This is a genomic window from Mycobacterium haemophilum DSM 44634 (assembly GCF_000340435.2).
Lineage (GTDB): Bacteria > Actinomycetota > Actinomycetes > Mycobacteriales > Mycobacteriaceae > Mycobacterium > Mycobacterium haemophilum.
In genome coordinates, this window is record NZ_CP011883.2 from 4,182,485 (window position 1) to 4,196,749 (window position 14,265).

Here is a 14,265-nt window from a genome sequence, read left to right on the forward strand (position 1 = left end):
ATGTCCGGTCCGCTGGCTTCCAGTCGCGCGGGCCGCGTCAATGATGTGGTCGGCGTCGAGATGACTATCGACGGTGCGTTGGTGGTCGCGGACCGGTTGCATCTCGTAGATTTCCCTACGGCACTCGGGATACGGGTCAATATTCCTCAACAGGAACTACGAGCCGTCGTCTGGGAACAGGTGCAACGTGACCTCACCGCCCAGGGAATCCTGGACGCTCACGGCCAACCTCACCCCACGGTCGCGGCGATGTTAGATACGCTTAGCCGCCCGGACCGGGCGTTGGAGGCTCGGTGGTGGCGTCGCAATGTTGGCAACATCATGGTGCGCTTTGTTGTGTGCCGCAAGGGCGACCGCCATGTCATCGCAGCGCGCGACGGTGACATGCTGGTGTTACAGCTAGTGGCTCCCAAGGTCGGCCTGGCGGGCATGGTGACCACCGTGCTGGGCCCCGCAGAACCCGCAAATGTCCAGCCGCTGACCGGCATCGCCAGCAAACTGGCCGAGTGCAGAACCGCGGCCCAGCTGGTCCGGCAAGGTGTCGAACCAAGCTCGGCCCGCATCTACGCCGAGATCGTCGCGAACCCGTCCAGCTGGGTGGAGATCATCGCTACTCAACGCCACCCGGGAGGCACGACGACACACACGGACGCGGCTGCAGGGGTCCTCGACTCGGCACAGGGCAGGTTGGTGTCGCTGCCCCGCCACGTTGGCGGCGAACTGTACGGGAGCTTCCTCCCGGGCACTCAGCAAAATCTACAGGTCGCCTTAGACAGCTTGATGGAGCTCCTGCCAGCGGGTTCCTGGTTAGATCGCGCTAACGCCGCCTTCCGACGCTAACTTCCCCCTCACTCCTCGCGCTACGACTTTAGAAAGGGACGCCACAGTGAACCTGCCCGGGAATGACGACGACGACAACGACCTGTCGGCCCTGGATTTTTACAGCACCGACCGCGGCCACGAGTCGTCGTCTTTCGACGCGCTCGATGGTTACGCGCCAACCGAGCCCGAGGCCACTGAAGACGACGACCTCGATGTTCTCCAATCTCTGACTGAGCCAGAGGAAGAGATTGAAGTCGACCTATTCACGGTGACCAACCCCGCCAAATCGGTATCGGTATCGGCGCTCATGGACGGCAGAGTCCACCAAGTCAAGCTGTCGGACAAAGCGACTCGCATGGGCGAAACGAAACTCGCGGAAGAGATCTTTGTCCTGGCGAGCTTGGCTCGGCAGAAAGCGCGAGCTGCCCAGTACACCTACATGCTCGACAACCTCGAAGGCGACGAAGAAAGCACGGCCGCCATCCGTGAACTCGTAGGGCTGACCCTGAATTTGCCAACGCCGGAGCAGGCGGCCGCGGAAGAAGAAGAGGTGTTCGCCACCCGATACTTCGGCGAAAATGATTGATCGCCTGGGCAGCCTCTTCGAAAGCGCCGCCGGCATGTTGCCGATGTCGGAGGCGCGATCGTTGGAGCTGTTCACCGAGATCACGAATTACGACGAAGCTGCCTGCGATGCATGGATCGGCCGGATCCGCTGCGGCGACACCGACCGGGTGACACTGTTTCGCGCCTGGTATTCGCGCAGGAACTTCGGGCAGTTGTCGGGGTCCGTCCAGATCCCGATGACCACCCTCAACGCCAGGGTCCCCATCGGGGGCCTATATGGCGACATCACCTACCCGGTTACGTCGCCGCTGGCTATCACCATGGGTTTCGCCGCGTGCGAAGCGGCGCAAGGTAACTTCGCCGACGCCATGGAGGCGATTGATGCCACTCCGGTCACCGGTTCCGAACACCTCGTGGCGTGGCTCAAGGCGGTGGTCTACGGCGCAGCCGAACGATGGACCGACGTGATCGACGAAGTCAAGGGCGCCGGGAAGTGGCCAGACAAGTTCCTGGCTGGCGCCGCTGGTGTCGCGCATGGGGTGGCCGCGGCCAACCTCGGCTTGTTCACCGAGGCCGAACGTCGACTCACCGAGGCGAATGACTCGCCGGCTGGCGAAGCGTGTGCCCGCTCCATCGCGTGGTATCTGGCGATGGCACGGCGCAGCCAGGGCAATGAAGACGCCGCGGTGGCGCTGCTGGAGTGGTTGCAGACCACCCACCCGGACGCCAAAGTATCTGCGGCGCTAAAGGATCCGTCGTACCGCCTGAAGACGACGACTGCCGAACAGATAGCCGCCCGCGCGGATCCTTGGGATCCGGGCAGTGTCGTGGCCGACCACTCCGATCGAGAGAGACTGCTCGCCCAGGCGCAGGCCGAGCTGGACCGGCAGATTGGGCTCACCAGGGTTAAAACCCAGATCGAGAGGTACCGCGCCGCGACGATGATGGCGAGGGTTCGCGCTGCCAAAGGCATGAAGGTCGCGCAACCGAGCAAACATATGATTTTCACCGGGCCACCCGGTACTGGCAAGACCACTATCGCGCGGGTGGTGGCCAATATCCTGGCCGGATTGGGCGTCATCTCGGAACCAAAGCTTGTCGAAACGTCGCGCAAAGATTTCGTCGCCGAATACGAGGGGCAGTCGGCGGTCAAGACCGCCAAGACAATCGATCTTGCCCTCGGCGGCGTGCTGTTCATCGACGAGGCCTACGCGCTGGTGCAGGAACGGGACGGGCGCACGGACCCGTTCGGACAAGAGGCGCTGGACACCCTGCTGGCGCGGATGGAAAACGACCGCGATCGACTGGTGGTGATCATCGCCGGCTACAGCTCCGATATCGATCGGCTGCTGGAAACCAATGAAGGTCTGCGATCGCGCTTCGCGACTCGAATCGAATTCGATACCTATTCCCCTGAAGAGCTTCTCGAGATCGCAAAAGTCATTGCAACTGCTGCCGATTCATCGTTGAGTGCGGAAGCGAGCGATAACCTGCTGGAGGCGGCCAAGCAGCTCGCCCAGCGGACATTGCGCGGCCGACCTGCCCTCGACGTTGCCGGCAACGGCCGCTACGCGCGACAATTGGTGGAAGCCGCTGAACAGTGTCGTGATATGCGGCTGGCTCAGGGCCTCGACATCGAGCAACTGGACGTGGACCGACTGCAGGAGATCAACGGCTCAGACATGGCCGAGGCGATCGCCACGGTGCACGCGCACCTCAACATGAGAGAGTGAACCATGGGGCTTCGCCTGACCACCAAGGTTCAGGTCAGCGGCTGGCGCTTCCTGCTTCGCCGAGTTGAGCATGCCATCGTGCGGCGCGACACCCGGATGTTCGACGATCCGCTGCAGTTCTACAGTCGCTCGATCGCGCTTGGCATCGTCGTCGCGGTTGCGATCCTGATAGGCGCCGTGCTGCTGGCATACTTCAAACCACAGGGCAAGCTGGGGGCCAGCACCCTGCTCACCGACCGGGCGACCAATCAGCTCTACGTGCTCTTGTCCGGGCAGTTGCATCCCGTCTACAACTTGACCTCGGCGCGGCTGGCGTTGGGCAACCCGGCCTACCCCGCTGCCGTGAAGTCCAGCGAATTGACCAAGCTGCCCATGGGCCAGACCATCGGAATCCCCGGTGCGCCCTATGCCACGCCTGTTTCAGGGGATTCCTTGTCAACCTGGACATTGTGCGACACCGTCACCAGGGCCGAGAGCGAGTCGCCGTCGGTGCAGACGTCGGTGATAGTACGGCCACTGCAGATCGACCCTGCGATAGATCCACTGCAGCCCAGCGAGGCGCTGCTGGCGTCCTACCAGGGCAAAACGTGGCTTGTTGACTTAAAGGGGCGGCATTACATCGATTTGTCCGACCGGGCCCTCACCTCGGCCGTGGGCATACCGGTAAACATTAAGCCGACCCCCCTCTCTGAGGGCCTGTTCAACGCGCTGCCCGATGTCGGCAAGTGGGAGCTGCCGCCGATTCCTGACACCGGAGCACCCAACTCGCTGGGGTTATCCCCAGACCTCGTGATCGGGTCGGTGTTCCAAATCCACACTGACAAAGGCCCGCAATACTACGTGGTGCTGTCCGACGGCATCGCGCAGGTGAATGCCACCACCGCTGCCGCGTTGCGCGCTACTCAGTCGCACGGACTGATAGCGCCTCCTTCACTCGTGCCGAGCGTGGTCGTCCAAATTCCCGAACGGGTCTACAGCTCACCGCTGCCCGATGAACCACTCAAGATGGTGGTCCGGGGTGACCAGCCCACGCTGTGTTGGGCATGGGAACGCAGAGCCGGCGATCAGGCGCCGAAGACAACCGTGTTGATTGGTCGGCATCTGCCGCTACTGACGTCGGCCATGGGCACCGGTATCAAGCAGATTCGTGGGACAGCAACCGTTTATATCGATGGCGGCAGATACGTGGCGCTGCAGTCTCCAGATCCCCGGTACGGCGAATCCCTGTACTACGTCGACCCAGAAGGGGTGCGTTACGGCCTGGCGGACGCGGAAGCAGCGAAGGCGCTGGGCCTGGCGTCGCCGCAGACCGCGCCCTGGGAGATCGTCCGTCTCCTGGTGGAGGGTCCGGTGCTGTCCAGAGCCGCGGCTCTGCTCGAGCACGACACACTGCCCGCTGACCCAAGCCCCCGGAAAGTACCAGCAGGAACCCCCGGAGCGAGTTCATGACGACGAAAAAGTTCACCCCAACTATCACCCGCGGCCCGCGATTGACGCCGGGCGAGATCAGCCTTACGCCGCCCGATGACCTCGGTCTCGAAATCCCACCATCGGGTATGCAGAAGGTCCTTCCCTATGTGATGGGCGGCTGCATGGTCGGCATGATCGCGATCATGGTGGTTGGCGGCACCAAGCAGCTCTCGCCGTACATGCTGATGATGCCGATGATGATGGTCATGATGATGGTCGGTGGTATGGCCGGCGGCGGTGGCGGTGGCAAAAAGGTGCCTGAGATCAACGCCGACCGCAAGGAGTACCTGCGTTATCTGGCCGGACTACGCGCCCGGGTGACCTCCTCGGCCGCCTCGCAGGTGGCGTTCTTCAGTTATCACGCGCCCCATCCCCAAGATCTGCTGTCGATCGTGGGCACCCAGCGGCAGTGGTCACGGCCGGCGAACGCCGACTTCTACGCAGCTACCCGCATCGGTGTCGGCGACCAGCCCGCCGTGGACCGATTGTTGAAGCCGGCTGTCGGCGGGGAGCTGGCGGCTAGCGGTGCAGCGCCTCAGCCGTTCCTGGAACCGGTCAGCCACATGTGGGTGGTCAAATTTTTGCGGACCCACGGGCTGGTGCATGACTGCCCGAAATTGCTGCAGCTGCGCACATTTCCGACAATCGCTGTCGGCGGAGACACGGCTGGGGCAGCCGGATTGCTGACCGCGATGATCTGTCACCTGGCCGTGTTTCATCCGCCGGACCTGCTGCAAATCCGGGTTCTCACCGAGGACCCCGACGATCCCGATTGGTCCTGGCTGAAATGGCTTCCGCACGTTCAGCACCCGACGGAGACCGACGCCGCCGGGCCGACCCGACTGATCTTCACCCGCAGTGACGGTCTGGCCGATCTGACGTCGCGCGGTCCGCATGCACCCGACTCGCTGCCCGGTGGCCCCTACGTCGTCCTCGTGGATCTGACCGGCGGCAAGGCAGGGTTCCCGCCCGACGGCAGGGCCGGTGTCACGGTAATCACACTCGGCAATCACCGCGGCTCGACCTACCGCATCAGGGTCGGCGAGAACGGGACCGCCGACGACCGACTGCCTGGCCAGAGTTTCCGTCAAGTGACTTCGACCACCGACCGCCTCTCTACCGCGGAAGCCATCCGCATCGCTCGGAAGTTAGCCGGATGGTCGATCACCGGCACCATCCTCGATAAAACCTCGCGCGTGCAGAAAAAAGTGGCGACCGAATGGCACCAGCTGGTCGGTGCCAACACCGTCGAAGAGGTGCTACCGAGCCGCTGGCGGATGTACACCGACACTGACCGGGACCGCCTCAAGATCCCGTTTGGTCACGAACTCAAGACCGGCAATATCATGTACCTAGATATCAAGGAAGGCGCCGAGTTCGGCGGCGGACCGCACGGCATGCTGATCGGGACCACGGGGTCAGGAAAATCCGAATTCCTTCGGACCCTGATCTTGTCGTTGGTCGCAATGACGCACCCGGACCAGGTGAATCTCTTGCTTACCGACTTCAAAGGCGGTTCAACGTTCCTGGGAATGGAGAAGCTTCCACACACCGCTGCCGTGGTCACCAACATGGCCGAGGAAGCCGAACTGGTGAGCCGCATGGGTGAGGTGTTGACCGGCGAACTCGACCGCCGCCAGAACATCCTTCGACAGGCCGGCACGCTGGTCGGCGCGGCCGGCGCGCTCTCCGGAGTAGCCGAATACGAGAAGTACCGGGAACGGGGCGCCGACCTCGCACCGCTACCAACGCTTTTCGTCGTCGTCGACGAGTTCGCCGAGTTGCTGCAAAGTCACCCCGACTTCATCGGACTGTTCGACCGGATCTGCCGCGTCGGGCGGTCACTGCGCGTGCATCTGCTGCTGGCCACCCAGTCGCTGCAAACTGGAGGGGTGCGCATCGACAAACTAGAGCCCAACCTCACCTACCGCATCGCGTTGCGCACCACCAGCTCGGCGGAGTCCAAGGCGGTGATCGGAACCCCGGAAGCGCAGTACATCACCAACAAGGAAAGCGGTGTCGGGTTTCTCCGAGTTGGCATGGAAGACCCCGTCAAGTTCAGTTCCCTGTACACCGGTATCCCATTCATTCCGGCGATGGCAGCGGAAACCAACGGTGACGGTAGTCCGTCTAGCCCACGGGCCAGCCGGAAAAAGGTGCATATCCACGAGTTCACCGCCGCTCCAATCCTCGAACCGGCGACGACGTCATGACCCGCGCCGGCGACGATGCAGAGCGCAGCGATGAGAAGGAGCGGCGCAGATGAACCCCGCCGGCGACGATGCAGAACGCAGCGATGAGAAGGAGCGGCGCAGATGACTGCCGAACCGGAAGTACGAGCGCTTCGCGAGGTAGTGCTCGAGCAACTCGGCACCGGTGAATCCCGTGCATACAAGATGTGGCTGCCGCCGCTGCTCGATCCGGTACCACTGAACGAACTCATCGAGCGCGACAGCAACAGACATCCGCTGCGCTTTGCGTTGGGCATCATGGATGAGCCGCGCCGGCACCGCCAGGACATCTGGGGCGTCGATCTTTCCGGGGCGGGTGGCAACATCGGCATCGGGGGCGCGCCACAAACCGGGAAGACGACACTTCTGCAGACCATGGTGATGTCGGCAGCTGCCACGCACTCACCACGGGACGTCCAGTTCTACTGCATCGATCTCGGTGGTGGCGGGCTGATCTATCTGGAAAACCTGCCGCACGTCGGCGGGGTAGCGAACCGATCGGAGCCTGACCGGGTCAACCGCGTGATCGCCGAGGCGCAAGCCGTTATGCGGCAACGAGAAATTACCTTCAAAGAAAACCGGGTCGGCTCGATGGCGGCGTATCGGCAGCTGCGCACGGACCGCAACCATCCCGTCGCGGCCGACCCGTTCGGCGACGTATTTCTAATCATCGACGGTTGGTCGGCATTTGCCAGTGAGTTTCCCGACCTCGAAGGGACGGTCCAGGATCTAGCCGCACAAGGGCTTTCGTTCGGAGTCCACACGGTGATCACCACACCGCGCTGGACAGAACTGAAGTCACGCGTTCGTGACTATCTGGGCACCAAAATCGAGTTCCGACTCGGCGACGTCAACGACACCCAGATCGACCGCATTGCTCGGGATATCCCCGCCAATCGTCCGGGCCGGGCAATATCGGTCGAGAAGCATCACCTGATGATGGGGGTGCCGAGGTTCGACGGCGTACACAGCGCCGACGACCTGGTGGACGCGATGACAGCCGGGGTGACGCAGATCGCGGCTCAAACCACTGAACAGGCACCCAAGGTACGGGTTCTACCATCGCGCGTCTACCTGCACGAAATCGACCCGAACCCGCCCGGACCGGATTCCGACTACCGCACTCGCTGGACGATTCCGGTCGGAGTACGCGAAACCGACCTGTCGGTGGCCTACGCTCACATGAGTTCAAATCCGCACTTATTGATCTTCGGTAATTCTAAATCGGGCAAGACTCGCACAGCGCATGCGATCGCGCGTGCCATCTGTGCCCGCAACAGTCCGCAACAAGTGCGGTTCATGCTCGCCGACTACCGGTCGGGTCTGTTGGACGCGGTGCCGGACAGCCACCTGCTCGACGCCGGCGCGATCAACCGCAACAGCGCGAGCTTGGACGAGGCCATCCAAGCCCTGACGGCCAACCTGAAAAAGCGGTTGCCACCGGCCGACCTGACCACCGCGCAGTTACGGTCGCGGTCGTGGTGGAGCGGATTTGATGTCGTGCTGCTGGTCGACGATTGGCACATGATCGTCGGCGCCGCCGGCGGTGCGCCGCCCATGGGCCCACTCGCCCCGTTATTGCCAGCGGCCCCGGATATCGGGTTGCACATCATTGTCACCTGTCTGATGAGCCAGGCATATAAGGCGACTATGGACAAGTTCGTCGGCAGTGCCTTCGGGGCGGGAGCTCCGACCATCTTCCTTTCCGGCGATAAGCAGGAATTCCCCTCCTCCGAGATCAAGGTCAAGCGGCGGCCTCCTGGCCAGGCATTTATGGTCTCGCCGGAGGCCAAAGAGGTCATCCAGGCGGTCTACGTCGATCCTCCAGAAGAAGTGTTCGCAGCACCCCCAGCAGGCGGTTAGGATAATTTCAGTCCCAGCGGAGCCTGGACCGCAGCTCAACGACCGAGCCATGGCCAGGGCAAACTGTTGGGCCGCTTTGGGCGACGCGCTCCACGTCGCTCATGCGTATTCGCGAGTCGACAACGGCGCCGCCCGCGTTTTGGCGTAGCAGTCTGACCCGAGAAGACGTCGCAGACAGAGGGAGTTGAAAATGACTTCGCCGATGCTGTGGTACGCACTACCACCTGAGATCAACGTTGCGCGGCTGATGGCCGGGGCTGGGCCAGCCCCGATGCTCGCCGCGGCCGCGTCGTGGCAGGCCCTGTCGGCGGCGATGGACGCTGAGTCGGTCGAGTTATTGGCGCGCCTGACCTCCCTCGGCGAGGTGTGGACCGGGGGAAGCAGTGAGCATGCGATTGATGCTGCCAAGCCCATGGTGGCGTGGCTGCAAACCGCGTCAGAGCAGGCCAAGATGCGTGCAACACAGGCAACGGCGCAGGCCGCGGCGTATACGCAGGCGATGACAAGCATGCCGACGCTGATCGAGATCGCGGCGAACCACATCACCGAGGCGGTCCTTGTCGCCACCAACTTCTTCGGCATCAATATGGTGCCGATCGCCTTCACGGAAGCGGACTATTTCATCCGCATGTGGACCCAGGCCGCCGTGGCGATGGACGCCTACCAGGCGGCAACCCTGCTGAACACGGCTTTCCAAAAGTTGGAGCCAATGGCCGCGATCCTTAATCCCTCAGGCAGTCAATCCCTGTCATCAGCCATGACGTCCGGGATGAACCAGTTCGCCCAGATGACATCCGGCTTTTCCTCCGCCCTGCCTTCGACTGAGGCGGTGCAGCAAACCGTTGGGCAGGTCGCGGAGCTGGCCGGCCCGATGCAGCAGCTGACGCAGCCGGTGCAGCAGGTGACGTCGCTGTTTAGCTCGATGGGCAGCACCGGCGGTAGCACGAGCGGCCACCTAGGCGACACGGAAGGCGCCCAGATCGGCCTGCTTGGTGCCAGTCCGCTGTCTAACCACCCGTTGGCCGGTGGAACGGGCCCCACCACCGGGGCGGGATTGCTGCGCGCCGAAGCGCTGCCCGGCGCGGGGGGGTCCTTGGCACGCACACCGCTGCTGGCCGAGTTGATCGATAAGCCGGTTGCGCCGGCCGCCGCTTCCGGCGCCGGTGCCGGTACGTCGGCAGCCGGTGGTGCTGCCCCCGTGGGCGCGGGCTCGCTGGGTCACGGCGCCCAAGCCGGCGGGACGACCCGGGCGGCTCTGGTAGCGCCGGCACGGCAGTCCGAGGTACTCGACGAAAACGACTTAGAGGACTGGGACGACGACCAGGACGACTGGTGAACGCCCACAACCACAGGCTTCCCGGCACCCGGGCCGGAAAGACTTGCCAGTATCTGGCGAGGAACAGCAAGAAAGAGAGTAGACCACCATGGCAGAGATGAGGACCGAGGCCGCAATCCTCAACCAGCAGGCCGCGAAGTTCGACAGCATTGCGTCGGGGCTCGGCCAAGAGCGGACCGCCGTTGACAACGTCGGAAATGGCTTCAAGGGCAGCTGGCAGGGCCAGGCCGCCACGGCAGCCGCTGGTGCGCTGCAGCGCTTCGACGAGGCCATCAACGCCCAGATCAACGAGCTGCACGGCATCGTCGAGAACCTGAACCGGTCCGGCGCCAACTACACCAAGTCCGACGAGGAAGCACAGCAGTCGTTGTCCTCGAAGATGAACTTCTGATCCAAACAACCACTAAGAACGGAGCAAAACAATGACACAAGCATGGAACTTCCCGGCCATGCAGGCCGCCGTCGCCGACCTGCAGGGTAGCTACACCAGAATCAAGGGGCTGAACGACGAATGCCAGGAGGCGCTCCACACGCTACAGAGCTCGTGGCAGGGTTCCGGTAACGAGTCCTACGCGGCTGTCCAGCAGCGTTTCAACCAGAACACCGAGAACATGAACAATGCACTCAACGATCTGTCGCAGGCAATCGGTCACTCGGCTGAGGCGATGCAACAGACCGAGACGGGCGTTGCGGGTATGTTCGGCGGGTAGAATGGCCAGGCACGAGATCGGGGCGGGTTCTACCTCAGGGGATCTCGCCCCTTTCTCGTGTGTACTGGACCACGCACCTGAAAGGTTCTTATGGCGGCCGATTACGACAAGCTCTTTCGGCCCGCCGAGGGTGCCGACGTTCCACCAGATGAGGCAGCGGAGCAGTCATTCGATGACGCTCCATCGTATCCGCCGCCCACCACACCAACCAGCTCTCCGACGCCCAATGGTGAGGCTGCGCCCCCAATGCCGGATTGGTCAGCGCAGCTCGAGCCGGAACCCCCGGCTGCTGCGCCGTCTGCCGCCCCACTAGAACCCCCCTTGGCTCCACCCAAACCACCTGTGCCCCCGATGCCCATCGGCGGCTCGCCGCAATCCCCGCCCGGCGCGCCCGAACCTCCGCGGGCCCCGATGCCAGTTAGCGGGCCGCCACCCACGCCAGCGGCACCGCCGATGCCGATCAGCGAGCCTGAGCAATACCCACCCGCGGCATCCGGACATCAGGTACCTGAAACCGAGCCCCCATCAGCCCCGATGCCGATCAGCGGGCCCGGCCCGGCCAAACCTGCACCGCCAATGCCGCCGATGCCCATCGGCGGATTCCAGCGAACGCCGGTCACCTCTCCTGAACCTTCGTTTGCTGAACCCGTAGCACCGCCGGCCGCGCCCAGACCACCAATCCCCCCAGCCGCCGTCGGCGGCCCTCGACCTGCCCCGCCCAAACCACCCCCGCCCAAACCACCTTTGCCCCCGATGCCCGTGAGCAGGCCGCAGCAAACCCCGCAGGCTCCGCCCGAAGCGCGGCGTCCAGCTGCGGGCCAACATTCACGACGCGCTCGCCGGGGCCACCGCTATCGCGACGAAACCCAACCGGCCAACTTGACATCTGCAACCGATCCGACGATCCCGCCGCGCCCGCGGACAGCGGAACCGCGCCGGGCGAACCTGGCCGCGCCGGAGACCCGGCCCAGGCCGGCTCCGACGCAACCTCCTGCCAGACCCGATGGCATGGCCGGTCGCCGTGCCGCGCCGCCCGATTCAACTGCGACATCCACAATCGGCGTGCGGCCGGGACGGAACACCAGGGCCAGGAAGCCGCGCAAAATGGTGGCTAAACGAGGCTGGCGGCGTTGGGTCCACACCGTGACCCGGATAAACCTGGGCCTGTCGCCAGACGAGCGATACGAGCTGGATTTGCGCGCGCGGGTACGTCGGGCTCCCCGCGGTTCGTATCAGATCGGGATCTTGGGCCTCAAAGGCGGAGCCGGTAAGACGACCGTAACGGTCACCTTGGGCTCGATGTTGGCTCGGGTGCGTAATGACCGGATCCTGGTGGTTGACGCGGATACCGGCTGCGGAAACCTCGCCGACCGGGCGGGCCGTTCCTCGGATGCAACCATCGCCGATCTACTGGCAGACAAAGAGCTGACGCATTACAACGATATCCGCACACACACCAGCGTGAACGCGGTCAATCTTGAAGTCCTCCCCGCAGCGGAATACAGCACCGCCCAACACGCGCTGAACGGAGAGGACTGGAATTTCGCTGCCGCGGCAGTATCGAAGTTCTACAACGTTGTGTTGGCCGACTGCGGGGTCGGTTTGTTCGACCCGGTCACCCGCGGTGTGCTCTCGACAGCGTCCGGGGTGGTGATCGTCGCCAGCGCGTCGATTGACGCCGCGCGGCAAGCTGCGGTCGCTTTGGACTGGTTACGTCATAACGGCTACCAAGACCTACTGCATCGCGCTTGTGTGGTGATCAACCACGTCATGCCGGAAGAGCCCAACATCGCGGGCAAAGATTTAGTGCAACAATTCGAACAACAAGTTCAACCCGGCCGGGTTGTGGTACTGCCCTGGGACAAGCACATCGCGGCCGGAACCGAAATTCGGCTCGACCAGCTCGACCCCCTTTACCGGCGTCGGGTTCTCGAGCTGGCCGCAGCACTATCCGACGATTTTGAGAGGGCTGGACGCCATTGAGTGCGCCTGCTGTAACTGCGAGCCCGACCACTGCCGGGGTCACTCCGGCGCGACCGTCCGCCACCCGAGTGACGATTCTTACTGGCAAACGGATGACCGACTTGGTGCTGCCCTCGGCGGTGCCGATCGAGGCCTACATCGATGACACCGTCGCGGTGCTATCCGATTTACTTGAAGACGCACCGGCGGATGTCCTGGCGGGCTTCGACTTTTCCGCCCAGGGCGTGTGGACGTTTGCCCGGCCCGGTTCGCCGCCACTGAAGCTGGACCAGTCGCTCGACGATGCTGGGGTTGTCGACGGGTCGCTGTTGACCCTGGTGTCGGTGAGTCGCACCGAACGGTATCGGCCGCTGGTCGAAGACGTCATCGACGCGATCGCGGTGCTCAACGAATCGCCAGAGTTCAACCGCAAGGCGGTGGACCGTTTCATCGGGGTGGCAATCCCCGTTTTGAGCATTCCGATCACTGCCGTCGCGGTGTGGGCATGGTGGGTAACCGGGCGCAGCCCGTTCTGGTCGCTGGTGATCGGCATCCTGGGCATCGTCGCGCTGACGGGCAGCATCGTCGCAAGCAAGGTTTACAAAAATCTGGATCTTTCCGAGAGCCTGCTGCTGACGTCGTACCCGCTGATCGCCAGCGCCGCGGCGTTGGCCACCCCGCTACCAAGTGGGGTCAACTCGTTGGGGCCACCGCAGCTTGCCGCCGCAGCGGCAGCTGTTCTGTTTTTGACCCTGCTGACCCGGGGTGGCGCTCGGCGGCATTCTGACTACGCCTCGTTTGTCGTGATCACCACGATCGCGATCGTCGGGGCCGCCGTTGCGTGCGGCTTTGGCTACCAGCGCTGGGTGCCGGCCGGCGCGATTGCCTTCGGGCTGTTCATCGTGACGAATGCGGCCAAGCTGACCGTCGCCGTCGCCCGGATCGCCCTGCCGCCGATACCCGTTCCCGGCGAGACCGTCGACAACGAAGAATTGCTTGATCCCGTCGTCACTCCGCATGAGGCTACTAACGAGGAGACGCCGACCTGGCAGGCCATCATCGCGTCGGTGCCGGACTCCGCGGCACGGCTCACCGAGCGCAGCACCCTGGCCAAGCTGCTGCTGATCGGTTACGTCATATCCGGCACTCTAATTTTGTGTGCCGGTGCTATCGCGGTGGTCGTGCGCGGACACTTCTTCGCGCACAGCTTGGTGGTGGCGTCTCTGCTGACGGTGGTGTGTGCGTTTCGGTCGCGGCTCTACGCGGAGCGGTGGTGCGCGTGGGCGTTGCTGGCAGCCGCCGTCGTCATTCCGACGGGGTTGACCATCAGGCTGTGCGTCTGGTACCCGCAGATTGCCTGGCTGTTGCTGACCAGCTACCTGGCGGCAGCCGTTATTGCGCTGGTGGTATTTGGGGCGACGGTCAGGGTTCGTCGTGTTTCACCGGTGACGAAGCGGATTATGGAATTGATCGACGGCGCGGTGGTCGCATCCATCATTCCGTTGCTGCTGTGGATCGCCGGCGTTTACGACATGGTCCGCAACCTGCGCTTTTAGCGCCACCCGTAGTGG

General features: G+C 63.6%; 11 protein-coding genes and 1 pseudogene. All 12 read left to right on the top strand.

Annotation, left to right across the window (positions count from 1 at the left end):
* The 12 genes and pseudogenes from B586_RS19440 to eccD all read left to right on the top strand — a co-directional run bounded on the left by B586_RS19440 (position 1) and on the right by eccD (position 14,250).
* Positions 1-840 (top strand): ESX secretion-associated protein EspG, encoded by an 840-nt coding sequence (locus B586_RS19440; RefSeq protein ID WP_054879079.1) that lies wholly within the window; start codon positions 1-3, stop codon positions 838-840.
* Between the two features lie 46 nt (positions 841-886).
* Positions 887-1,408 carry a hypothetical protein gene (locus tag B586_RS19445; protein ID WP_054879078.1) on the top strand — a complete coding sequence of 174 codons (522 nt, stop codon included), beginning with the start codon at positions 887-889 and terminating at the stop codon, positions 1,406-1,408.
* Positions 1,401-3,122, top strand: coding sequence for a type VII secretion AAA-ATPase EccA (gene eccA, locus B586_RS19450; RefSeq protein WP_047316820.1), 1,722 nt, complete (start codon positions 1,401-1,403; stop codon positions 3,120-3,122). Before B586_RS19445 ends, eccA begins: the two co-directional genes overlap by 8 nt.
* 3 nt (positions 3,123-3,125) lie before the next feature.
* Entirely contained in the window at positions 3,126-4,571 is a 1,446-nt protein-coding gene (eccB, locus tag B586_RS19455) for a type VII secretion protein EccB (protein ID WP_047316821.1), read from the top strand.
* Complete coding sequence (eccCa, locus tag B586_RS19460; RefSeq protein ID WP_054879077.1) at positions 4,568-6,805, top strand: type VII secretion protein EccCa; 2,238 nt, start codon at positions 4,568-4,570, stop codon at positions 6,803-6,805. Before eccB ends, eccCa begins: the two co-directional genes overlap by 4 nt.
* Before the next feature lie 15 nt (positions 6,806-6,820).
* Positions 6,821-6,894: pseudogene (locus B586_RS22875) on the top strand (hypothetical protein); the annotation flags it as partial.
* Positions 6,895-6,907: 13 nt separating this feature from the next.
* The gene (gene eccCb / locus B586_RS19465; protein ID WP_047316823.1) at positions 6,908-8,686 is read left to right on the top strand and encodes a type VII secretion protein EccCb; all 1,779 of its coding nucleotides are present in this window, start codon (positions 6,908-6,910) and stop codon (positions 8,684-8,686) included.
* A 202-nt stretch (positions 8,687-8,888) separates the two neighbouring features.
* Entirely contained in the window at positions 8,889-10,022 is a 1,134-nt protein-coding gene (locus B586_RS19470) for a PPE family protein (RefSeq protein WP_054880801.1), read from the top strand.
* A gap of 88 nt (positions 10,023-10,110) precedes the next feature.
* Positions 10,111-10,413 (top strand): WXG100 family type VII secretion target, encoded by a 303-nt coding sequence (locus B586_RS19475; RefSeq protein WP_054879076.1) that lies wholly within the window; start codon positions 10,111-10,113, stop codon positions 10,411-10,413.
* A gap of 31 nt (positions 10,414-10,444) precedes the next feature.
* Positions 10,445-10,732, top strand: coding sequence for a WXG100 family type VII secretion target (locus B586_RS19480; RefSeq protein WP_054879075.1), 288 nt, complete (start codon positions 10,445-10,447; stop codon positions 10,730-10,732).
* A gap of 90 nt (positions 10,733-10,822) precedes the next feature.
* On the top strand, positions 10,823-12,715 hold the full coding sequence (locus tag B586_RS19485) for an ESX-1 associated ATP-binding protein EpsI N-terminal domain-containing protein (protein WP_054879074.1): 1,893 nt from the start codon (positions 10,823-10,825) through the stop codon (positions 12,713-12,715).
* Positions 12,712-14,250 carry a type VII secretion integral membrane protein EccD gene (eccD, locus tag B586_RS19490; RefSeq protein ID WP_054879073.1) on the top strand — a complete coding sequence of 513 codons (1,539 nt, stop codon included), beginning with the start codon at positions 12,712-12,714 and terminating at the stop codon, positions 14,248-14,250. The genes B586_RS19485 and eccD overlap by 4 nt, the downstream gene beginning before the upstream one ends.
* The last annotated feature ends 15 nt before the right edge of the window (positions 14,251-14,265 follow it).